The sequence below is a fragment of the uncultured Photobacterium sp. genome (assembly GCF_947502415.1).
In the GTDB taxonomy this organism is placed as follows: Bacteria; Pseudomonadota; Gammaproteobacteria; order Enterobacterales; family Vibrionaceae; genus Photobacterium.
The window spans coordinates 77,329-99,644 of sequence record NZ_CANMZV010000018.1; the positions used below are offsets into that span (position 1 = coordinate 77,329).

General features: G+C 40.1%; 16 protein-coding genes and 2 pseudogenes. 4 read left to right on the forward strand and 14 right to left on the reverse strand.

Annotated features, from left to right (window positions below; translation table 11 throughout):
- Positions 1-46: 46 nt before the first annotated feature.
- Both Q0852_RS17500 and Q0852_RS17505 read right to left on the reverse strand, forming a co-directional pair.
- On the reverse strand, positions 47-622 hold the full coding sequence (locus Q0852_RS17500) for a GNAT family N-acetyltransferase (RefSeq protein WP_299020110.1): 576 nt from the start codon (positions 620-622) through the stop codon (positions 47-49).
- Positions 623-644: 22 nt separating this feature from the next.
- The gene (locus tag Q0852_RS17505; RefSeq protein WP_299020112.1) at positions 645-1,106 is read right to left on the reverse strand and encodes a GNAT family N-acetyltransferase; all 462 of its coding nucleotides are present in this window, start codon (positions 1,104-1,106) and stop codon (positions 645-647) included.
- Between the two features lie 112 nt (positions 1,107-1,218).
- Between Q0852_RS17505 and Q0852_RS17510 the strand changes: the two genes are divergently transcribed.
- Entirely contained in the window at positions 1,219-1,872 is a 654-nt protein-coding gene (locus tag Q0852_RS17510) for a glutathione S-transferase (RefSeq protein WP_299020114.1), read from the forward strand.
- Positions 1,873-1,930: 58 nt separating this feature from the next.
- Here Q0852_RS17510 and Q0852_RS17515 read toward each other — a convergent pair whose 3' ends face one another.
- The 7 genes from Q0852_RS17515 to Q0852_RS17545 all read right to left on the reverse strand — a co-directional run bounded on the left by Q0852_RS17515 (position 1,931) and on the right by Q0852_RS17545 (position 7,520).
- The gene (locus Q0852_RS17515; RefSeq protein WP_299020116.1) at positions 1,931-2,308 is read right to left on the reverse strand and encodes a nuclear transport factor 2 family protein; all 378 of its coding nucleotides are present in this window, start codon (positions 2,306-2,308) and stop codon (positions 1,931-1,933) included.
- Positions 2,309-2,408: 100 nt separating this feature from the next.
- The gene (locus Q0852_RS17520; protein WP_299020118.1) at positions 2,409-2,939 is read right to left on the reverse strand and encodes a GNAT family N-acetyltransferase; all 531 of its coding nucleotides are present in this window, start codon (positions 2,937-2,939) and stop codon (positions 2,409-2,411) included.
- Between the two features lie 244 nt (positions 2,940-3,183).
- Positions 3,184-4,077, reverse strand: a complete 894-nt coding sequence (locus tag Q0852_RS17525; RefSeq protein ID WP_299020120.1) for a DUF2167 domain-containing protein — start codon at positions 4,075-4,077, stop codon at positions 3,184-3,186.
- A 364-nt stretch (positions 4,078-4,441) separates the two neighbouring features.
- A complete protein-coding gene (locus tag Q0852_RS17530; protein WP_299020122.1) occupies positions 4,442-4,960 on the reverse strand; it encodes an AAA family ATPase in 519 nt (172 codons plus the stop codon).
- On the reverse strand, positions 4,960-5,841 hold the full coding sequence (locus tag Q0852_RS17535) for an NAD(P)-dependent oxidoreductase (RefSeq protein ID WP_299020124.1): 882 nt from the start codon (positions 5,839-5,841) through the stop codon (positions 4,960-4,962). Before Q0852_RS17535 ends, Q0852_RS17530 begins: the two co-directional genes overlap by 1 nt.
- A 142-nt stretch (positions 5,842-5,983) precedes the next feature.
- Positions 5,984-6,829: an MBL fold metallo-hydrolase gene (locus tag Q0852_RS17540; protein ID WP_299020144.1), complete on the reverse strand. Its 846-nt coding sequence runs from the start codon at positions 6,827-6,829 to the stop codon at positions 5,984-5,986.
- A gap of 37 nt (positions 6,830-6,866) precedes the next feature.
- Positions 6,867-7,520 (reverse strand): serine/threonine-protein kinase, encoded by a 654-nt coding sequence (locus tag Q0852_RS17545; RefSeq protein WP_299020126.1) that lies wholly within the window; start codon positions 7,518-7,520, stop codon positions 6,867-6,869.
- Positions 7,521-7,735: 215 nt separating this feature from the next.
- Here Q0852_RS17545 and Q0852_RS23975 point away from each other — a divergent pair.
- Both Q0852_RS23975 and Q0852_RS17555 read left to right on the forward strand, forming a co-directional pair.
- Positions 7,736-8,049, forward strand: a pseudogene (locus Q0852_RS23975) (MerR family transcriptional regulator); the annotation flags it as partial.
- A gap of 103 nt (positions 8,050-8,152) precedes the next feature.
- Positions 8,153-8,374, forward strand: coding sequence for a hypothetical protein (locus Q0852_RS17555; protein ID WP_299020130.1), 222 nt, complete (start codon positions 8,153-8,155; stop codon positions 8,372-8,374).
- A gap of 222 nt (positions 8,375-8,596) precedes the next feature.
- Here Q0852_RS17555 and Q0852_RS17560 read toward each other — a convergent pair whose 3' ends face one another.
- Entirely contained in the window at positions 8,597-18,388 is a 9,792-nt protein-coding gene (locus Q0852_RS17560; protein ID WP_299020131.1) for a tandem large repeat, read from the reverse strand.
- Between the two features lie 308 nt (positions 18,389-18,696).
- Here Q0852_RS17560 and Q0852_RS17565 point away from each other — a divergent pair, with 308 nt between their 5' ends.
- On the forward strand, positions 18,697-19,716 hold the full coding sequence (locus Q0852_RS17565) for a peptidoglycan DD-metalloendopeptidase family protein (protein ID WP_299020133.1): 1,020 nt from the start codon (positions 18,697-18,699) through the stop codon (positions 19,714-19,716).
- 353 nt (positions 19,717-20,069) lie between these two features.
- Here Q0852_RS17565 and Q0852_RS17570 read toward each other — a convergent pair whose 3' ends face one another.
- From Q0852_RS17570 to Q0852_RS17585, 4 genes and pseudogenes are all read right to left on the reverse strand, one after another.
- The gene (locus Q0852_RS17570; protein WP_299020135.1) at positions 20,070-20,561 is read right to left on the reverse strand and encodes a hypothetical protein; all 492 of its coding nucleotides are present in this window, start codon (positions 20,559-20,561) and stop codon (positions 20,070-20,072) included.
- A gap of 1 nt (position 20,562) precedes the next feature.
- On the reverse strand, positions 20,563-21,168 hold the full coding sequence (locus Q0852_RS17575; protein WP_299020137.1) for a DUF1629 domain-containing protein: 606 nt from the start codon (positions 21,166-21,168) through the stop codon (positions 20,563-20,565).
- Positions 21,169-21,178: 10 nt separating this feature from the next.
- The gene (locus tag Q0852_RS17580; RefSeq protein ID WP_299020139.1) at positions 21,179-22,045 is read right to left on the reverse strand and encodes an AHH domain-containing protein; all 867 of its coding nucleotides are present in this window, start codon (positions 22,043-22,045) and stop codon (positions 21,179-21,181) included.
- Positions 22,042-22,316, reverse strand: a pseudogene (locus Q0852_RS17585) (hypothetical protein); the annotation flags it as partial. The gene Q0852_RS17580 and the pseudogene Q0852_RS17585, both read right to left, overlap by 4 nt.

Sequence of the window (22,316 nt, forward strand, 5' to 3'; positions counted from 1 at the left end):
TAAGTTCTCCTTTCTATGCTCAAAGGAGGATCCAGACGCAAGTATCTTATTCATTCGCCAAACTACCTGACATTGATTTTCGCCACATATCATCTGTGATTTTGTACAAGCAGTGGCGGCTCAATGGATGTTCGGCGTCCAAAGCCGGATGATTGAAGTTCATATTAGTATCCATCATACCTATCTTCGACATAACCTTCCGGGACGGCACATTTTGAAGTGTTGTAAACGCATAAACTGCGGACTCATTGAGTATATCAAACGCAAACCTCATCGCTTCGTTTGCCGCTTCCGGTGCATACCCTAACCCCCAATGTTTTTCGGAAAGTCGCCAGCCAATCTCGACAAAAGGGGCATCAGGTATAGCTTGATCTTGATAATGCAATCCAACAAAGCCTATAAACTCTGACGTTTTTTTAAGCTCAACAGCCCAAAATCCCCAACCTTTTTGGGCTATTAAAGATTCAATTTTATTCGCAACTTGATCACTTTCTTCCCTTGATAAAACAGATGGAAAGAACCTCATTACTTTAGGGTTTGCAGTCATTGCTGCAAATGGTGCGTAATCAGACAACCTCCATTGCCGCAAAACCAAGCGTTCTGTTTCAAGTCTGACAACCACTATTTTCTCCTAATTGTGAAATTTACTGATGCAAGTCTAAACTGAGTTTACGATAAACAGCAGTATTACTTAACTGACCAGATGGCAACCTGCGCTCATTCATTACAATTGCTTCCAGTTCATCAAAAGCATACTTTTCAAGTAGAACGATAGCCTCTGTAACGTAGCCATTACCCAACTCAGAAGTTCTCAACCAGTAGCCAACCTCAAAATATGGCACCGATTTATCGCGGATAATTAAACCAACCGCGCCCAACAAGCGTCCGGTTACTTGATGGATGATAAAAAAACGGAGCGAGGCATTAAAATGCGTAAAATTATCAATTGCTTCTTCCATGCTTTGGGTTGCACCTTCCAACGTCAATGTATTGGGAACCCAGGTAAGATATTGCTCCAGCTCCATCTGGCTCTCAAGAATAGCTTCGAGCATCTGATTAACGAGCTCTAATGAAGGCGGAACCAACTTTATCCTTTCATTTTTCACCAAATACTCCTACAACTAATATTATTTATCTCAGACAACTAAGTTCCATATCACAATAAACGTAGTTCAAACTACCCAGGCATTAAGGTCATAACTATTCTAGGTTTAATTCATGTCACTACCAATACTATATTCTCTACAGCGATGTCCTTATTGCATACGGGCAAGATTAGTATTATTGCTAGCTAAACAGCCGGTAATACTTCGAGAAGTTGTTATAAGCAACATACCTCCAGAAATGTTAGCCATATCCCCCAAAGGAACAGTACCTGTACTGCTACTTAATGATTCATCAGTAATAGATGAGAGCATAGACATTATAATCTGGGCACTAAAGCAGAATGACCCACACAACTTACTTTTACAAGAACAGCCTAATGCGCTTCCTGGTATGTTAAACCTGATAACACGTAATGATAATGAATTCATCCCGCGGCTGGAAAAATATAAAGCTGCAGCGCGTTATCACGACAACGCCGAAATTAATTACCGACAGCAATGTGAACCGTTTACTTATCATTTAGAACAACGGTTAACTGAAAATGATTACTTGATGGGTAATCACCCAAGCCTGGCAGACTACGCTATACTCCCCTTTATTCGTCAATTTTCCCGAGTTGACAGAAAATGGTACTTAAAAGCCCCATATCCAAACCTCCAACGCTGGCTTACCAAGCATTATCAAACCCCATTATATTCAAAAGCAATGGTCCAACATCCCAAATGGCAAGGCAACAATGGAGACGTCATATTTGGATGTGGGTAAATATAGTGAAAACTTATAGCACAGAACACTCAGTTAACCATCGAGGGCTGCAATTAAACTACTCTGTTTTTATCTCAAAAGGCTCACACACAGTACCCTGATGATACTTCATTTGCCATTGCTGCCCGTTTAAAACCCAGATTGAAGAACGCTTCGCAAAATGATTGTAATCGCCTGAATCATCGATAAATGCTGATTTATAAAGTAACAAGATTACAGTTGGTTCTAACTCAACACACTCAAAATCCTGAGAATGAATGCGCAGTGAAGATGGTTCTTCTTCTCCCATCATCGCCATAATACTGTTGTAGTCAAAACACATGCCCGATATTCCAACTTCGCGAAAATCCGGATGTAAAAACCTTTCAGCTTTTACTTTATTTGAGCGAATGTCATGCTGATGCAGGGCTATTTCCTGCTCAATAAGTATGTTCATATAACACTCCTTGATCTAATTAATCAATACCACACTTATGACGCGGTTAGCCGATTTGCATTACCTTTAAAACTGAAAGCTATTGAGATTTAATAATCTTTCATACAACTCTTTCTGTTTGGCCTTCATAACAACACACTTCCCGTCGTTCACCACCGATAATATCAAATCGATTTTCAATATATGAAAGACCTAGTTTTTTAATGACTGAACGAGACTGTTCGTTTTCGACAAAATGCAGCGCTGTTATTTTCCTGATACCAAGTTGAGCAGTAGCAAAATCAATTAGCGCTGTACCAGCCTCTGCCATATAACCTTTCCCCCAATATTCGACCCCTAACCAGTAGCCGAGAACCGCTTCATCATCAGTCCACGATGGAAAGCTAATCGCGCCAATAAGTTCGCCACTGTCCTTCAGTTCAATTGCATAAACAAGTGCGATTTTTTGGACATAAACATCCTTATGAAGACTTATCCATTCAGCAGCCATTTCTAGTGAATAAGGATAAGGGATATTGGCTGTCATATCTGAAACACGCTTATCACCAACTAATATGGCAACTCGCTCAGCGTCACTAAGTTCAAAAGCTCTGAGTATTAACCGATTGGTTTCAATTTTCTCTTGCTTCATTGATTGCCCCATAGAAGATGATATGATGGAAAGTTGATGACTTTTTCTATTCCAGACAGCGCCATATAAAAAAACAACCGTAATATCATTAACGCAATACAACTTATGACATTAAGTTAAAACTAAATCAACAAGCTGTTTAATGAAAATAGAATTTAATGAAGAAAGTAGCTTGGATAAGATGAAGGTAGGTTAAAGCGACTTCAGTAACATAAAAATGTAACTAAAGCCGCTTGAAGTCTAATTAATCAGCTTTCTTTTTTTTGAAAAACTTTTTGAAAAAGGCGCCAATACCAACAAAAATAATCACGCCGAACTTCTTCAGAAACAGAATTGCAGCAGCCAGAAATCCGGTCTTTGCAGCAACTTTACCTGCCACCAGCGCTCCCAAACCATAAGCCGCCATTTTATCGGTGCTTGAATCGAAATCTGTATATTTGGATCCCTGCTCGAATTCAGCAAGTGCCAATACAGACTCCAGCTTTGATTCGATGATATCTTTTTGATCCATATTAGCAATGAAATTAAGAACCAACACACCTTGACGACCTAAAACTCGAATATTGTAATTTAGCGTGTTGACATCATCTTCACCAAACTTAATCTCTTTCGCCCAGTGCAGCTTATGAGTCTGAGCATCATAATATGGCGCTGCTGCCCAACCTACCAGCTCTATAGCCTCATAGCCCTGACTGACACGAGCCTCACTTTCCTCTCTGGTATCAGATTTCATCTGATTCAAAAGCTCCGTGTAATCAATGTCGTTAGCATCATCATCAGAAACATAGCCATCTTCTTCGTATCGGATGGTTACTGCCCATGAATCATTATCAAAAGGAGTCATATCTGCCGGGAAGATCATACCCAAAGTATTTTGGCCTGGAGGATTGCCCCATACATCAACCAAAACAGTTTCAGCATCACTTGATGAAAGGTAATAAAAATCTTCTGGTATGTTTAATGTTGCTGTGGCACCAGATAATTTGATCTCGCCAGTCTGACGTTCAAGAGAGTTCCATACATTTCTTGCCCACTCATAGTAGTCATCTGCTTCAGATGTATCAGTTGTATTCTCAGCCAAAACCAACTGTGGAAAGACAAAAAAACACAATGACATTAGTAATGCCTTAAATTTCATTTTTACTCCATTTGTAGCGATTGACGCAATAATATCTATTTATTGTTGTGAGTTATTTTTATAAATACGCAACTATGTTGCATTCAGAGTCAGAGAGGAGTTCTTCTTCTGCTTTCGAATTTTATTACTTAACCCATAAGCATGACTATCAACCATGATCTCCCCAAATGCGCACGCAATAATATCATCAGGATGAATATAAGTGCCAATATCAATGCGTTTTGTTATGCATAACTGACTATTTTGCTAGTTATTGGATTATCAACAGGCAGAAAGTGGACAAGTTTTGTCCGGCAAAGAAGAATTTCGTTTTTGGGAAATGGAAAGGCTTGCGCGGAAACAACAGCCCAAGTCATAGAACAAATTAAAGGGGATATCGCTTTTCAAGTTTAAAAAGCAGTTCCTTAAAAGACTCATCTGGTGTTTTTCCGGCAGTATCAATTCGAATTACGTTATCATTCCACCGGTGATACTCCCTGTTTTTAACCTGTCCCCAAGTTGGCAACCTTAAGTTCTTCACTACCGTTCTGCGCTGCTCTACACGGCTTTTGTGCTCTTCTGAATCCGAACAATAAATCTCAATATCGACATACCTCACATTGGCGGACAAAGCGACATCACGCCACTCATCACGCGTGAGTTTAATCGGATTGCAGGAATCCGCGATAACACTGTTGCCAAGGTTTAGGTTATCTGATGCCAAGCGATAACTAAGCCTATCCCCCTCACCTTCAACTTTAAAATCGCATAAGTCTCTCAGTGCCTGCTCAACCGTATCTATCCTCAGATATACAGCCTTTGTGTATTGTGCCAGATATTGAGCCAAGGTTGATTTACCTGAAGCAGGCAGACCCGAAAAAATGTATAGCGTGGGGGTTGTCATTATGTATAACCCATTACAGGCAGTACTTCTGCTATTTCATTGTCCAGATATCTTAATACGCTGTCATAACCATATTTAGGCTGCCAGCCCAGCTCATTCTGCGCCAAGCTTGAGTCATAAACACGATCAAGCATTTGAGGTAACCGCCATCCTCTTTTTGTAAACTCTTCAGCCAGTTCCGGAGCAAACTCCTGTATCGCTTTCTCTGCATTCTGAAAAAGCAGTTCACAGCAATTTTTATTGAAAGGTGTTCGCCCAGAGATAATATAGCGTCTGAATCCGGACGGGCGTTTTTCAACGGCGCAGGCATGAGCAACAGCAACATCTCTAGCATCAACACCGCGCGTTAAACGATAAACAGCCATTAAGTCTGCTGGTTCAGGAAAACAGCGTGACATTTGAAGTACAGTCACAGGTAAATTGAATAAATTAGAAATACTTTCCAACGTATTTTCAGCTTTGATTTTTGACCTGTGGTAAATCGTTTTAGGTTGTGGGCTGGTTGTTTCATCAACCCAGCCCGCAATCCCTTCTGGTGTGGAGGCATAACCATACAGTGCAGTTGTACTTGTCAGTACAAAATGTTTCACGCCCTTTTTAAGCCCCTGCAAAGCCAGTTGCTCAGTCGCTTTAACATTAATTTGCTCAAATTCATCATCAGAAACCAACCCGACATGAGGCGCATGCAGCGCCGCGGTATGAATAATTACCTCAACGCCTTCTAATGCTTTCTCCAGTAATTCTGTGTCTCGAATATCGCCGACATAATCCGCCGTCGAACATGGCGTTCTGTCAATGCCGACAACCTGGTGTTTCTTCATCAGCTTGATATAGATTGCGCGACCTACTCGTCCCGCTGTTCCTGTGATTAAAATTTTCAATGTTTACTGCCCGTTTGAAATATAAAACGATCTTTACAACAGTGATATGAGCCAATTGATGTTTGTCCTGATCTCATTAAGCACATGATATCAGGACAGCCTAGAAGGTGTCTCTCTTCTAATAAAACCTTACTCAACTGATTTATATCTCTATTGTTCGGCCCGTTGGTAAGTATTCTATCTGCTCACCAAGAACATCTTTGAGGATCCCATATGCCTTCAAACCAGTACAGTGGCAGGTATAGAGCTTATCAATCGGAAAACGCATCAACAGCCTCCCAATCTGCTCTATATCTTCTCTGGTTCCACCTATTGTGTTGAACATTGGCAAACCGACAAGGTGAAATCCACCGACCACCGCCTTTATACGTGTATCTGGAAACAGCTCTACCGCAGTCTCAAGCATATTAAGCACACCGTTATGCGCACAGCCGGTAAAAATAACCAAGCCATCATCTTCCTTCACAACCATCATCAGCTCATGATCAAATGCATCTAACTGATAGCCGGAATCATTTCTCGTATATAGGTATCGGTTCCCCTTAGGCTGCGAATGTTTTTTACTCAAATCAGTTACGATGAAGATATTGGGATAAATTTCGGTAAACTTTGAAATGTAATCAAATCGCTCCTGTGCCTCAGAAAACATGCTGGTATTGAGGCCGACATCAAACTTCAATCCAAACACTTTAAATGCATAACCGAGATTATCGGCCTGTCGCAAATACACTTTTGCCTTAGTATTTTTCTTCAGAAAAGGACTAATGCCACCACCATGATCGTGATGCCAATGGGAGACAACCGCAGCATCAACCTCCTCAATATTTACATCCAGTAAGGCTGCGTTCTCATAAAACTTGCTACCGTTACCAGCATCGAACAATATTTGCTTTCCCATAGCACTCACATGAAAAGACAATCCTTTTTCAACCGAAAGATCAGGTCGATTTTCAAGCCGGGTATTTTCAACCAGGGTGGTAATTTTCATAGCATCCTCATGATGGTTTAAATATACATTTTGTTCGTCATCCGCAATAAGCGTTAACCCAGCCATTCACTGTTTCGATAAATGGCTGCTTAATAGGTAAACCCGATTCAGCGGATTCATTAATATGTAAAGGGTCCTTGGTTTGCCTATACGCTTTCATACCATGGGGATTAGCCCAGTAGAACAGCCCCCAGTTGGCCAAATCCCAATTATCATCATAAGGATTGTGCTCATAATCCACATAATAGAGAACACCATTACTCATGACAAAATTATCCGGGAAGTAATCGATGTTTAATCTGATTGGCTTGAGAGCCTGAAACATACCGCAGACCTGCTCAATACATAACTCAGGAAGTACACCACCTATGATTAAATCTGTCACAAGATCGCCTTCAATGTACTCTTTAACCAGGTAATTCCTTTCACCATTAGCATCAAGAAGCTCCGGAACCCTAATTCCAGCTCTCTTTAATTGTCCATACGCAGATACTTCAAGCTCAACCTTGTTTGCATTTCCAAAAGAGTAATAGGCGCAGTGTTCGTAATGCATAAACTTAACGACATACTGATGTTCTAAATTTTGAGCTAAATATGAGTAGCCGGATTTGCCTTTACCCAGAAATTTGATAATTTCAAGCTCACCAAGAGTTGTTGATATTACACATCCTATTGCGTTCGTTATATTCACTGAAAATCCTTCCCCTGAATATCGCTCAATGAGATCAAAAATAATAGTCGGTCATATTATCTCGCCTTAATATCACATCATGTGACCAAGCCAGATATATTGAACAGTGGCTCCTTTCCATCTACTTACTGATGAAAAAATAGCTTTTGCTCTGTTTTACTCCCACAAAATTTTTTCCTAACTTAGTGTTGACCCGTCTACAAGTTCAGGGTTCAGAATGCTCAGGGCTACTTTTACCAGGCTGCCCTTCAGAAAACGGATATCGTTGGTATGGTGATGATGAAACCAAAGGCTTGAGGCAATCATTGCCTATCGCTCTTTTGGTGTGCCAATAACGCAATTAGCACCTCTCCTTAACCATCATGATGACATGACACAAGAGCAGATCCTGCATGACCAGTTCAACGCCCTGGAACGGGAAATTCAAAGGTTACGCCAGCAACAAAAAGCGATTGTCATGCTATTAAAACAACCTTCTTTATTGGAGCAAAACATGGTTACAAAAGAACGCTGTGTCGAAATCTATAAAATCACAAACCATGCGCCCCTTTGGGGTCGCATGCTAGTTTCTATTCTTCGTTGACTATAATGATGTAAGTATCATTAAACCAGCAGTGGAAGGAGATGGTTATATGGCAACTGAATTAGACTCGTTACTGCCTGAACTTAAAGAGTTTTCGATTCCTGATACTCAATTCAAAGTCGTAGACCCTTTAGAATTACCAGAGCAAACTCGTAAAGCATTTGATGAGTTCATGGCAGATGCATCAGCGCCCGCTCCTTTTTGTGTATACAGCCACGACTACTCCCGTTTTTGTAAAATGGTTCGCAAAGGCGAGATTACAATAGGCTAAATCGCTATTTATATGAGCCAATCATAGAAGAATATATTAAAAAAGGCCGTAAAAACGGCCTTTCCATTAATAACAAAAGTAAAAATAAGCCCCCACATTACCTGATTCAACTGTCCAACTAATGTAGAACCTAACCAATAGATAACTAAATAGAAATAATCATTGAGAAAATCCCTCGCCTTTTAGCAAGGGATTTATTTTCTACGATACTATAAGATTCAATTAAGCAGCTAAAGCCAAGTTCTGACTATAAGACTTATTTAAATACGCAATTCTTTGGTTAAGTTCTATTGTCTTTAACGCTCGATCTGCAGAGATACCGAACTGGTTAGCACCTTCAACTATCACATCTAACTTAGAATCTTGCCAGCTAGAAAGGTCTTCTGCAGTGATCACCCAATTGCCACCACTTCCAACTACTACATCTTGCTCAAACATCTGCGATAGTTCCACTTGAGACTGAACCGTAACCTTAAGAGTATCCCCTTCAGCAAACCCTTTTGAACTTCCGCTGATTAGAACACTCATTGACTCACGACTATCAATCAAATCATCACCAGCAACTATATCTAAGTTCACAGAAGGCTTTGATATAATTGGCGACGTTTTATCTAATTCAAAGATACCTGACTTACTCGCCGTGACCTTCTGTCCGTTCTCGCCGCTGACCGTGACCGTAATCTCACCGTTTTTCAACCACGCCACATCAGCCGGGCTATCCAGCTCCCACCTACCGCCGCTGGCCACCATGGCCTGGCCCTCAACCGTCTTGGTGCCTTCATCGCGGAACACCACTTCCAGCTGGCTTCCAATGGCAAAATACATCGCCTTGCCGCTAACCATCAGTGACTTGGCATCAACCTCTTTCACTGTACCCACCGGCATCACTTCCAGCGACGGCGTCAGCTTCAAGGTACCCGAGGTGTCGGTATCCCCTTCGTTGCCCGCCTCGTCGCGGAACCCACTCAGGGTCAGAGTAACCGTTTCCGTGGTCGCCGATGCGTCTTCTGGCACCTTAACCTTACCCTGCCATAACTGCGACGAGCCGGAGGTAGTCCACTCAACTTCGCTGCTGCCCAAGTAACCCTCGAGGTCAGATACCGACTTGGTAAATTGCACGGTAACGTCAACTTCCTGTCCCGGTGCCTCATCCTCGCCACCATCCGCGGCTCTTAAAATAACATCACCATCAACTTCCGGCTTCGCTATCATCAGGGTAAAAGTATCTGACCCGCTCACATCTACACCCAGGCCATTCGTGCCGCTGACGGTGACCGTAATGTCACCATCCTTCAGCCCCGCCACGTCAGCCGGGCGATCCAGCTCCCACTTGCCGCCACTAGCAACCGTCGCCTTCACCGTAACCTGCTTGTCGGCTACATCACGGAATTCCACGTCCAGCTTGCTTCCTACAACAAAATACTTCGCCTGGCCGCTGACCGGCAGTGACTTGGCATCTTCCTCGCTAACCGCACCCACCGGCATCACTTCCAGCGACGGCGTCAGCTTCAAGGTACCCGAGGTGTCGGTATCCCCTTCGTTGCCCGCCTCGTCGCGGAACCCACTCAGGGTCAGAGTAACCGTTTCCGTGGTCGCCGATCCGTCTTCTGGCACCTTAACCTTACCCTGCCATAACTGCGACGAGCCGGAGGTAGTCCACTCAACTTCGCTGCTGCCCAAGTAACCCACTAGGTCAGATACCGACTTAGTAAACTCAACACTGAACTCAAGTGTTGTCTTCGGCGCAACGTGCTCAAGACCCAAATCGACATGATTTACTTCAGGAAGAGTTAGATCTAACTCAAATGTTTCCGTTACTGACTCTGCAATTGCGCCAAGTTGGTTCGTTCCACTTACAATTACCTTAATTGGTCCGTTAGCCAAAGAAGTCATTGCTGTTCCAGAGTCCATCGTCCAGGTATTTTCTGAACTAACCGAAGCGGTTGCGCTAACTTCGGTACCTTTTTGAACAAACTTCAAATTTATCGGTTGACCAACTGAAAAATGAGTACTGGTTCCCGACAATTTATTATTCTGAGCTTGCGCTTTATTTATTACGCCGCCATTTTCAACATTAATCGCTAATGTTGGCGTATATGGCAAAGCATGTTCTGAGTTAGGTTCACCAACATTTTCCAGTTCATCAGTGTAATTCTCAACGGTAAGAACTACTTTATCGCCTGATACAGAAGGGACGTTTTTATGAACTATCCAGTCAGTCTTAGCTACACTATCACTCAACGTAAAGCTTTCACCGCCAAGATCACCTGAAACGCCAGTCACTGGCTTATCAAAAAATAACTTGATCTCAACTTCTTTCCCCACTTTGCTCTGTGAAGGAGCAAACTCAACTCGCGATAACTTAGGTAACACACTTTTAACACTTAAAGCTAGGTTATTTCCTGTACCAGGAATTGTGTTAATACTCTCATAGCTATTCTCCTCTACAGATACTGTGATGTTTTTATCCAAGTCTAAAGGCGACGTATACTGAACATTCCATTCATGATTGCTAACTTTGGTCCAGGTTGAAGAATTAAGCGAACCACTATCCCCACCATCACTAGCAGTTAACGTGACATCTGAAAAATCAAATTTCTGGACATCTTCTGAAAAAGCAAACGTTAAAATCGTTAATTTTCCCCCACCCAACATGTTTTGTTTTGCCGTAGAAGAAATAGTAAGTGCAGGCACAGTTGCTTCATCTACATTTACACTTGCAGATGAAGGAGTCTTACGTCCAATCTCATCCGAAGCCTCGATAGTTACAGTGTCGCCACCAGGTAATGCCAAGAAATTGAAAATGTAAGGTTTGCCCTTTTCTTTTGGCGGAATGATTTCTATAAGATCCCCCCGCGTCATTGTTGCTGTGACAGTTCTAGGAATTAAGGTTGCGTCAGTTATTAAGGCTTCAACAGAATATTTATATTTATTCCCCTCAGGCTTCATACTGATATTTTTCCCCATAACTCCTGTAATTTTTGGAGCTAAATAATCAACATAAGCTTCAGCGCCGCCAAAACCATAGATTTTTTTATCATAAGCAAAATTATCGATTTTACGGCCAATAGTATCAGTGGCTGTTAATTTAAACTGATACGATCCTTGTTGATCTTCAGTGAACACCTGACTGCCAATTGCCGTATTGGCGTTGAATACTCCATTCTGGGTTATATCCATGTCGCCATGATCAAACACCATGCGATAGGATGAAACACCAACAACAGATGAAGGAGCAGGTTTAGCGATCAACGTATAGTCTTGTTTACGTTCTTTAAAGGCAATCTTATTACCAATAAGCTCTGATTCACCTTCAAGCTCCAAAATCAATTCAGGTTTAGTGATGTTAACCTGAAATTCTTTATCCGTTACCTCACCCACATAACCTAGCTGAGCGACTACTTTATCCTTAGCCGTAACATTGACTTTAAGGATAGATACAGACTCAAGCTCTGACGCATCTAACTCTATAAAGTTATAGCTATCATCACCTCTTTTTGTTTCCGAAAAACGAGGGGTTGCAATTTGATATTGAACACTATCTATACCGCTTGCTGAGTCCGATATGTCAAATGTAAATCGTACTTTCCCTGGATTTTCAGGAGATGCTTTCACATCAACCGAATCACCAATATATGGAGGTTGGTTATCAAAGCGAACTGAAATATTATCGTCTTTATAAACACCCCAGACATCCGTTACCTTAACAACAATATTTACCTGTTTATTATCTTCAGTATCATCATACCTGGTCCGGACTCGTGAACAGTCATACCCTTTATCGCTTTCCTCAACTGAACCCTTTCCATAGTTAACTTCTTTCCAAACAACACAATCCTCGAACGGATCAAAAGCTTGTTCAACCTCTTTACCACCGACAAAAATCTGAACTTTTGACAAACTTGTTTCTTGCAAGTGCTTAACGCGAAAGTCAATCGAAATGTTATCCCCATAAATATAACCATTCATCTTCGGTGATGTAATCTTTGTACCCAAATCCACTCTCGGTTTTACAAGAATCATCTTTGAATCCGTTGGCGAGTTTCCAGCCATATCTGTTATACCAACGATACGTACGAACTGATTACTATCAACCGGGTTAATAACCTGACTATAGTCTAAGGAGTACGTACAAGTAACACTGGTTGTATTTCCAGGCGCATGTTCACACTGACCGACAGGCTCAACCTGTACACCGGCATAAGTAACAAGCTTGGGTTTTTCCGCTAAATTAATACCAGAGTCATCGTCTTTGAGATTCACTTGTAAGGTAAGCTTTTTGACACCCTCAACAGTTGCTACATTTTCAGGGTTCAATTTGTATCCACCTACATGATCGATATATGGTGGTTCAATATCTATCATCTTAAAGTTAAACGCCTGAATACTTTCAGTACGATTACTGATAGTTGTACGAGTTATTAACGCTGGGTTTTTAACAAAGTTTTTATCTAGTTTGTTAATACCATCAAACGAGCAAGTTATAGGTTCAGATGGTGTCAGGGTTGTCACCTTGTACGTATCACCTTCAGGCACTTCATCTCCTGAATAGCTCTCTCTTAACCAGCACTCGATTTTTTTCAGCCTTGTATCGCTTAGCTTTTTGAATGTTACATTCAATACACTTCCCGATACATGGGCTGTGAAATTTTCTGGCTCTACAACCTGAAGGTCAACCCCACGAAGCTGCATATTGAACGGTAAAGTTGCCTGTCCTGAAACTCGCTCTTCACCATCATTAACAACCACATTGTTGTATGCTTTTGCATTAATTATATAAGCGCCATCTTTCAACTGACCATCAGTATTTAATAAAGCAGTCCATGTATCTGACTCTGTGGCTTGACTTAACTTAATCTCTTTTTTCGTACCAGCAAAAGTTAAATTTGCATTAACAGACGAAACACCACTAATATCATTAGCGACTAAAGTAAGTAGCAAAGGTTCATTTTTAGTTACTGTTGTATCAGAAACAGGGCTGCCACTCAGATACGATAGCTTTAATGAAACTGTTGGCCCTTCATTTCGGACTTTAACTGGAACAATGTAGCTATTCTCATTCTTCCTAATATCTTTGGCATATATTTTTACATTTACATCACTATTGGCATTGTTTAACGAAACCTTACCGTCATCTGTCGGAGTATATCCATTATCTTGAGGAGGTGTATCACCTGGGTAAACCCAATACTTAAGTGAAGAACTATCAATACCATCCGAAGACATCGAACCAGCCTTATCATAGTCAACAGCATTCAGCTGAAACTTATAGTTACCTTTGTAATAGTTCTCTTTGTTGTAACCACTCAATGATAAGCTAGGCCCTTCCTTGTCAAAAATGGCATCTAAAGAGTTCGACTCAGAGACAAAGTCATTGATATCCGTTGCTTTAACCAACAACTTAATATCTCCTGTCCCATCATCTATTTTAAGTTTGTCAGTATTTGCACTTAGTAAATTGACAGCAAATGGCTTAGTTGAATCAGATGGTTCAAACTCTTCATTCAAAAGTGGAATTAATGAACCATTACTCAGAGCCTGATATAGCTGTAAATGTTTAACTCCAGAGTCATCAACAACACTTGCAAAATTAACATTGAACTTTTTACCAAGCACTTTTGATGAACCTGTCTCTACATCAGTCAAAGCAGGCACTGCAAAATTGAAAGATGGACCTTTTTTATCAACACGAAAATAAAATGAGCCCTTCCCTACATTTGATGGGTATGCCGCATCAAGTGCTTCCAACTTGATTTCGTTATTTTTGTTGTGCTCAAGATTATCAGCTATCAATTGAACACGATAATCAGGAGATTTACCCAACAAACAAGCCGGTTCTAAAATTGGTTGATTTAGAGTTTCACACTCAACCAATACCCTATTGGAACCATTTGATGGAGTCATCGAAAGATTCAATTCTTTTGCAGCTGCGCCATCTCCCCATATAACAATGTTTCGAGGATCCCAAATCGAGTTCCCACCCAATACCTGAGGATTACTCGGCTGATTCACTTCAGGGCTAACAGAATCAACATTTACAATAAACTTTGGTGTACCAGGATCCAGTGCTGAAAGCACGTTACCTAACGAATCAGTAGCTTCAACCACTAATTTCCATTGACCATCAGCAAGATCGACAAATTTACTTCCTTCACCTTCACATGCTTCTTTTTTACAGATGTTAACTTTAATTCGGTTTTCATCATTTAAATAAAAAGACTCTGGCAATACCGTCAATGCCCCGTTTTCTCCAGCCTTAGAGAAAACCAATTTACGCAAAGCCTTATCATCACCAACCAAATCACGAACCGAAAAATTCAACTCTTGCTTACTATTTGTATTTAAGTAACTGTCTTCTGGTAATGACGGTTTAAACAATGCAAAAGGAGGCTTGAAAGTTACTTCTGGCGGATTGTTGTCAACAGCATAGGTCTCATAATGTACCTGATTACCATCATAGCCATGAGCATTCCCTTTCGTGTCTTTTGTACTCACTGCCAGAATAAATTCAACAATATTCGGATATGACTGAGTATCTAACGTGAAATCATACTTCTTACTGTACTTATTCTTGACGTTCATTGGATCTGACAAGAACTTAATGTCATTAGCTTCATTTTCCACATCATCCGCGTTGCTCCAAGAAGCAATCATAAGCGGTGGAGATGCAAAATCATCAATACCCGATGGATCTTTAATCGATAACTGCGACTTAATTAATCCAGCTACATATGTTTTATTGAGTTCATCAACTACGCTTCGACCTTCAATAGGTGTCAATTTGATATCAGGAGCATCACTATCTACAGAGATTCCCGGCTTATCAAAAACATTAAGTATCTTATCACCTGAAACCAATACCGGATTAATCAATGCATAGCGGTCAGCCCATGCCATAGCAAGGCTCACATCCATACTTTGTTTTATAGTTGTATATTGATAGTAATAATCAGCAAGTTCTTTACGATAAGTATCCGCACTTAATACGTAATTTTCTAAGGATAGCTTCTGACCATTTTCCCCAAGACCATCGGCTTTACCATCTGCTCTAAAGTCATCATAAAATGCTTGGGCATAATCTATGCTTGATTGCATTTGGCTCTTAGCTGAAAGCAAATTAACTGATTCAAGTAAAAAACGATGCTGATACGTTGTATCAGGGATTGCAGGCAAACCTTTGGCTAGATCTTCATTTGTAGCGTATCGGGTCAGCACCGGATTAAACCCAAAAAAGGTGGTTAAATTACCGCTGCCGCCATTGTCTACAAGAGCTTTGTTTACAGTGTTTAAGACACTTATGGCTGCTTTACTACTTTTCTCTCCTTCGTAGTTGGACCACAGGTAATCGAAGAAGCCACTTTGATAAACAGCCAATTCAGTAATAAAGACATTTAAAGAACTATCGAGTACAAAAATTGCACTCAGTTTTTTATCCTGCAGAATAACCTGCTGTCTGTATGATTCACCTTCATTCCAGCCATAAAAATGAGTATTATTGTCACTAGCAAGCGCCACTCGAATTAGTTCGGCAGTATATGGGAGTTCTTTAGAGCAACTTGCAACGTCAAAGGAAAGCTTTCCACTTCCATCTTCATAGTCACTTCTTTGTGTTACACAGCTACCAATATTAAAGTAACTACCATCCTGTTTAATGGTATAAAACTCCGCTTTAGCGCCTATATATGGAGAAACAACCTTTACGCGAGGTAGGTCAAATGTTGTTCTGAAGTTAATATTGCTTATAGGCGCACTTCTGTTTCCGGACTTGTCCTTTACGGTTAGGGTAAGCGTCTGTGTATGACCTTTGCCAACATTTACAAAATTAGAGCCCAAAAACTCTCTGACATACGGTATGTAATAAACAATGCTGTTTGATCCATCTTCGACTTTCTGATGAGGAATTACCGTCTTATCTGAACTAATTATTTGATTGATAAATGGAGTAGACTGACCATCTTCAATAACTTGATACTGGATATTTAATGTGAGTTCTTCTGGCTTCGTACTGATTATCTCATTACCAACAGGGATCTCATTGTCACTTAAACGTACAGTTATGTATGGAATTCTATTTTCATCCAATACTGATTTATCAAAATTGGAGAAATCGACATCAGAATGATGGGCCAACAAACCATCTTTGGCATACTGATACGCAACCTTAAGATACAGATCGTTCTGCTTAATATTAGAAAATGAACTTGCCGTATACGGTTTACTTTCATGTTCTTCATTGCCGTTTCTCACCGCAATAAAGTCCATCATGACTTCTACTGGAGGATAACTCTCGGTGATAACCGGAGGCTCAGCATCAGAAAACACGCGACTTGTTTTAGCAGCCTCATTACCATATTCATCTTTAGTTTTGATCGCAAAATCAACAACATTAACACCATTAAATGCCTCTGCACCATACTCTTTAGCATAATAACAATGTTGACCAGTATCAGTACTGATCGGAGTACAATCAACAGGTTCAGCTTTACCTCTGTTTACACTAACTGTTGTCTCTGCAATCTTGGTTGAATCTTCTTTAATATTGAATTCCAATTTATAAGGAAGGCCCAAAGTAATGTTATGAGTGTCAGCAGAAACAATAGTTATTACAGGTGCATGATTATCCCATTTAAATGGAATATTCACACCATATCCGTCTTGCGCACCGTAAGTATTACCAATAACATCTGTTGCATTCACAACCAAACGAGCATCGGTAACAGAAGACGCTAAATTCGGGTCCGATATATTAACGCTTTGGCGGTCCAGATATTCAGTATCAATTGTGACAACAACATCGCCCTGACGCTCACCTGATACAAAACTTTTATAATCAAGGGAACAAACATCATCGGCAGCTGGTCGCTGAGGACATGGAACCAGATCACTCCAATTGCCATTATTCTTGTATTGCAAAGACACAGATATTGCATCTACACCAAGGGCATCTGATACCCTTACATCAACTTGATCACGCTTAGCAAGAACATCACTATCCAAGCGAACCATCTCAGGCGCAGCAGTATCAATCGGCGTAATATCCCGAGGAGGAATCGCCCCACCACTTCCGGAACCACCGCCTAGCCTATTTATTTTATTACTGAAAACCTGATAATCGCTACCAGTTGTGCCAGAGAAATTCAGCTTGGGATCATTCGCCACAATAAGCACATGCTGTGCAAATGCATGAGTGTATACATCACTGGTCACCCTAATTTGACCAAATGAGATATTCTTTTCCAGGCCCGAGTAATCATCCACTTCACGACCATCCAGCAAACCATCTGAGCGGATATCGCGATACTGGATATCTGCTAAGTGAATAGATGTATAAATATCCTTACTCTCGTCACCACCAAACTGATTAATCAAATCACTTGAATACGAAGAGTAAGCAGTTAACAACGCGCCATATTGATGACCGGTAGTTACTTCACTACTTTGTCCGCCTTTTGTGATATCAACAGGTTGGGTAGTGTTAACATCAAAACCATACATATTACTGATGGTTGAAATAGAGTCATCAATTGCAGATTGAGCAGAATGTCCTTTCTTAATCTTATACTCTGCCAGACCTTTGACCATATAAGACAAAGGCGTCACCATAACTGTATTCTGACTACCTTCAGAATAATTAATTACACTATCAAGGCGTAGCGTTTTACCATTACTCGATAAGACCGTTTCATTAGTCAGCGGATCCAGATACGCGCCCCCCTTAGCTTGGATCAGCACAGGCATACTGGCCGATTCAAGCTCAATAGAGTAATAACCTGAAGGCGAAGTCTTCGCTTGGCCTAGCTGACGCCCTAACTGCCCATTTCGATATTCCCAAGCCGATATAGTAGCCCCAGAAATAGGTGCGTCGAAAACAGTACCGGAAATACCCCCTATTTTGCGTTTAGGAGGAGATGAGTCTTTTCCACCTCCGCCGCCTCCACCACCTCCGCAAGAGGTTAAAAACATAGCCAGGAAAATATAGAAAAGCCTTGATTTATTATAGTTTTGGTAAATCATGGTATTAACATCGAGTAAAAGGTTACCGAATTATATTTCCAAATAAAAAAAACTCAACGCGGCAAAATAACCATCCAATTAGTTAAAATAACCACCAAAAAACACGCAATAACCAATATATGTAAATTTTTCTAATTATCTTAACCATGACGTCAGGTAAATATAAGAAAATCAGGTTTTAATATGGTCGTATTTTTTTCCCTTCTTAGTTGTAATCATATTCATACGGGCTCACAATCAGAAACGTGGCTAGGAAATCATGCCGTTAACCGCCGTTTTTGGATAAAAATCAACCAATTCAGACCAAGATGAACAAGCTTATCTACATATACAGCTTTCTTCGTGAAACAAACATCGCTCATAGACTGGTATGGATCACACTATTATTCGCTCTGCTCGTTATTGTTTGCATTAGCGCCCTCTCAAACTATGAAGCGGAAAATAAAATACCACTCCTTTCTGAGAATACAAATTTTGTATCTGGTGAAACAAAGGCTGCTTTTTCAGACACCAAGACAGATATACAACCAGAATCTAAGTACTACACAGGCATTATACGCGGATCATTTTTCAGCTCCGCTCTTGAAGCAGGATTGAGTCCTAATGATGTAAATAATTTGGTCATTGCATTAAACAAACACTTCAATTTTGTAATGACTCCAGAAAGTAATGCCAAGTTTGGCGTCCGAATACAGCCTGGTGACAAGGAAAAGAAAGCCCGTATAGATACATTCGCGTATTTCGGCAAAAGTGATACTTTCATTGCCAAACGCCATCGTGACGGGCGTTTCTACAACGAATTAGGGGACCCTCTTAACGGAGCTTTAATATCACTTCCCACTAAACGTCGCTATGGTATTAGCTCATCATTTTGCTATAGCAGAAAGCACCCTATAACAGGTCGAAGGGGAGCTCATTTGGGAACAGACTACCTGACACCAGTTGGTACTGATGTTATAACAGTTGCATCAGGTAAGGTTATCACCTCTCGCTACCATCCAGTAGCTGGAGACTATGTTGTAATTTTACATGATAACGGATATGTAACCCGCTACTTACACCTTTCAAAGAGGTTGGTAAATAAAGACGATCACGTACAACAAGGTCAGATTATTGCTTTAAGTGGAAACACAGGCCGTTCAACAGGTCCTCACCTACACTTCGAGCTTATTATCAACGGAAAAGCCGTAGATTTTGAACACTATTATTCTAAACAAAATAAAATACAGAGCTTCTTTTCTGCTGAAGAAAAAACACAGTTCAACAATGAGATAACTGAAACTCTTGCAAGATTTTCAGAGCAATTTAAAGGACTAAGTTTAGGATAAAAATAAGTTCAAACATGAAAAGTTCTCGTTATCTATGACAGATACTGGAACCCAATCAATTGCATAAATAGACTTCAAATCAGCATTTAAGAAATGCTCTTTGGAAACACCACACTTGGAAATTCAATACAATCACTTTAAATCAAAATGTTACCATGGTTTTGTACTAGCAGACATCGGGCAACGTTGTGTTTGCTTCGCCGCCAGAATCTTTGTGAACTACACTGAGCCACACAAAGGTGTTACGCCGTAACCACAATATAGAGAAACAGGAAGTGGATATTGAGAAATATAACTATGATATAAAAACACCTCCTAATGGAGGTGTTATAAAATAATCACAAAAAGACTAATTAGACATCGCGAACCCAAACATCTTTGACGTTATTTTTTAGCAATTCAATCACACTATTATGAATAAACACATACCCAAAATCTTCTTCAAGTTTAAACATCAACCTTTCATCAAGAGGAACATTTTCAAGTATTGAGAAATCCAGTTCTACTTCATCAAGATTTAGCCAATTCAGCTTACCGTACTGTTTTTGTTCATTTGTAAGACGATAAGTTTGATGAATATATGGCATACGAAAATTTTCGTAAACTTTAATCTGATCATCTTCTGGCTGACTTGGCGAACAATCAACTCGAGCATCTAACCACTCAACACCATGTTTAACTAGCGCTTCAACTTTAGAAGCAACATCATCGATAATGAACAGTTTTGGAGAAAACGTCATTTCGAGTAGTAAATCAGGCTCAGAAGGCACGATACGCTGAGGAGTTTGTTGAAATGGGAACTGATCAAACACCCTCTTGGATAAAATGGAATATTCGCTTTTCATATTAATATCCTGGGGTCTCTTCATGGAAATGAAACGCTTCTTGAACTAAATCCCTACATCCCGCTCTAACAGCAATATCCCAAACTTTATTGACCAATTCAGTCGAGAAAAAAATCTTGTCATCTGCGCCTTTCACTCGAAAAACATGACGTTTGCATTCCGGAATTAAGTTATATTTACTCTCACTAATATATAGTTCTCTAACAACAAGCTCATCAGGCAGGTCATAGTCTGAACGGTCACGCCAATAAACAATACTCTCGTCTTCATCCATAACATCGATAATGTTATTAACACACATCAAATAGCGCGCTTCTGACAAACCTCGCTCACTTTTTAATGCAGCAGGCATAAAAATCAAACCATATGGATCCCAAGCCATTATAGATTCCATAATCACTTTTGAGACAACACGATCTCCCTTATCCAAAATATCTGGAATATCTTCAATGAGCGTATCTTCAACATCCCAAACTATAGGGTTAATAGAAGACAATTGAATTACTTCATTATGAGAATAAAGATACTCTCTCGCATCTACATTTTTAGCCATAATGTCATTAGCAAAAATATCCTCACTGAATATTGCCAAAGGTTCCTGACTCATACGCACACCTTCAAGATAGTTTTTTCTTTAGTTCACTTACATTGAACAATCGAAATTCGAGACTATTATAAATCATTTTTCTAACTTTATCTTTAGGCAATACTTCTCTATAGACATTTTCATAAACCTTTTGTTTATTAACTGATGATTGGTACTCTTTTCCTTTTTTAACATAAGTTTCCACCTTCATGATTGGTTTTTCATTACCACTCGTGTACACTTCAGTTTCTGTTCTGTCATAACTTTTATTAAAAAAGACAAAATGCCCTGCATCAAAATGAGAATCTCGTGAAGAACACTCACCACAACCTTCCTTCATCGATTTAAATCTACGTCCATCAGCTTTTAGCAATAACTTAAAGCTTGAAATGAAACCTAACAAATTATCAGACACTTTATCGACTTCACTTACATAAAGTTTATATTCTGTATCACAGTTAAGATGTTTAAGAGCCATTGCCAACTTGATAGCTACAACTTTATGATATCCTTTAGTTTTGCTAACAACATGCCGGTCCTCACCAGGCCTAATTGCTTTCAGATCTGTGATTTTTTTAGATTTTCTTCCGTAAAATGAATCTTCGATACCTATCTCTGTATGTCCCGATGAATGCTGAGGAGTTTCATAGTAACAACAGATCTCCGAATCAGATGAAAGCAATACAAGGTTTTTACCATGATTTAAATTCCACCCTTTTCTTTCTAACTGATACTGTCTAAAAGTTGCAAGTCTATCAATCACCATATCAGAAATAATATGGTGAGCATCTAAAGTTCCTGTTTTAAGATTTAACGGATTATTCTCACGAAGGGCCTTACTTGCTAAAAGATAAGAATCTGCTTCACGCTGAATTATACCTTCTAATTCTTTAATCATTTCTTTTTTGCTCTATTTTTAAGAGCATCTTTACACTGCCCTTTTTTCGTACCTGAAATTCTTTTACAAATTTCACATATCTTAGGCTTTTTATCATTTTCCTCATTAGCCGTATCCTCACTTCTACCTGACTGTGACGATTTACCTGTATTATGTTTTGTCTTCGCCGGATATTTTTTTTCGCTCTTTCCTAAAATTCGAGAAAACAGGTCATCAAACTCCCCCATTGCTTGCTGAAGCTTATCTGGCACCATCTTATCGACAATCTTCA